The 1270-nt window shown below is 64.6% G+C and carries 1 protein-coding gene and 1 pseudogene; one reads left to right on the forward strand and one right to left on the reverse strand.

Going from position 1 to position 1270, the window contains the following annotated elements; all coding sequences use genetic code 11:
* Window positions 1-386: pseudogene (locus tag ACXJL8_RS41430) on the reverse strand (class I SAM-dependent methyltransferase); the annotation flags it as partial.
* A gap of 285 nt (window positions 387-671) precedes the next feature.
* Here ACXJL8_RS41430 and ACXJL8_RS41435 point away from each other — a divergent pair.
* Window positions 672-1270, forward strand: a 599-nt coding sequence (locus ACXJL8_RS41435; RefSeq protein WP_456687076.1) for a phytoene desaturase family protein, incomplete at its 3' end; no start/stop codon positions are given.

Genomic DNA, 1270 nt, shown 5'->3' on the forward strand with positions numbered 1-1270 from the left:
ACCACGAACAGGCCGAGCAACCAGAACGCATAGCCGGAAGCGGGCGGCTCGCCATAGGCGCTGGCGACACCGAGCGGCAGCGTGGCGAAGGCCGCGATCAGCAGAACCAGATGCACCACGACCGGAACGATGCGGCTCTTGATCTGCATCAGCAGATGCGCATAGGCATAGCCCGCGAGCAGCAGCGACTGGAAAAACACCATCGCCACCGACCACACCGCCGGCGACCCGCCGAGCCGCGGCAGCACCATTTTCGTGAACAGCGGCTGCACCGAGAACAGCAGCAGCGCGCTGACGAAGATCGCGGCCGTATAGACCGTCAGCACCAGCCGGTTGCGCGACGAGGACGGCTGCTCCGTGGCGGCGGGTTGCACGATCGAATCCATGGAAGCTCCAGCAAAAGCGTTTTCCAGCGAAGTGGGCACCGGTTCGCGCGAGAAAACGCGTCGGGATAGATCCCCGGCGGGCGCCGGATCGCGCGCAATGGAGCACAAGGCGCCTGAACGGGCAATAAATGGTCTCGTGATGTTGCGGGAGGAAATGCTTGATATAGAACGTCATTCTGGGATGGTCCGAAGGACCAGACCCGGAACCTCGAGATTCCGGGTTCGATGCTCCAGGCCGCGCTACGCGGTCCCGTCGCCTCGCCCCGGAATGACGCCAGGGACATCATGACCGAAACCGACGTCGTCATCATCGGCGCTGGCCATAACGGCCTCACCTGCGCGGCCTATCTCGCGATGGCAGGCCTGCGCGTGCGTGTCGTCGAGCGCCGCAAGGTGGTCGGCGGGGCCGCAGTCACCGAGGAGTTTCACCCCGGCTTCAAGAATTCGGTCGCAGCCTACACCGTGAGCCTGCTCAATCCACAGGTGATCCGCGACCTCGGGCTTGCCGAACAGGGCCTGCGAATCGTCGAGCGGCGCGCGCAGAATTTCCTGCCCGCGCCGGACGGCAGCTATCTCCTCACTGGCGAGGGGCGGACGAAAGCGTCCGTCGCGCGGCTCAGTGCCCGTGATGCGGATGCACTCGACGGTTTTTCGCGCGAACTTGAAGACATCGCCGACGTACTGCGGCAATTCGTGCTGCGCGCGCCGCCGAACCTGCTCGACGGTTTTGGCCCGAACACGATCCGCGAGGCCGTGAACGCATTGCAGAGCGCAAACATCCTGCGCGGGCTAACGCTGGAGCAAAGCCGCAGCCTGCTCGATCTCTTCACCCGTTCGGCCGGCGAGATGCTCGACGAGCGTTTCGAGCACGATCTGGTCAAGGC

The organism is Bradyrhizobium sp. P5_C11_2 (assembly GCF_054049755.1).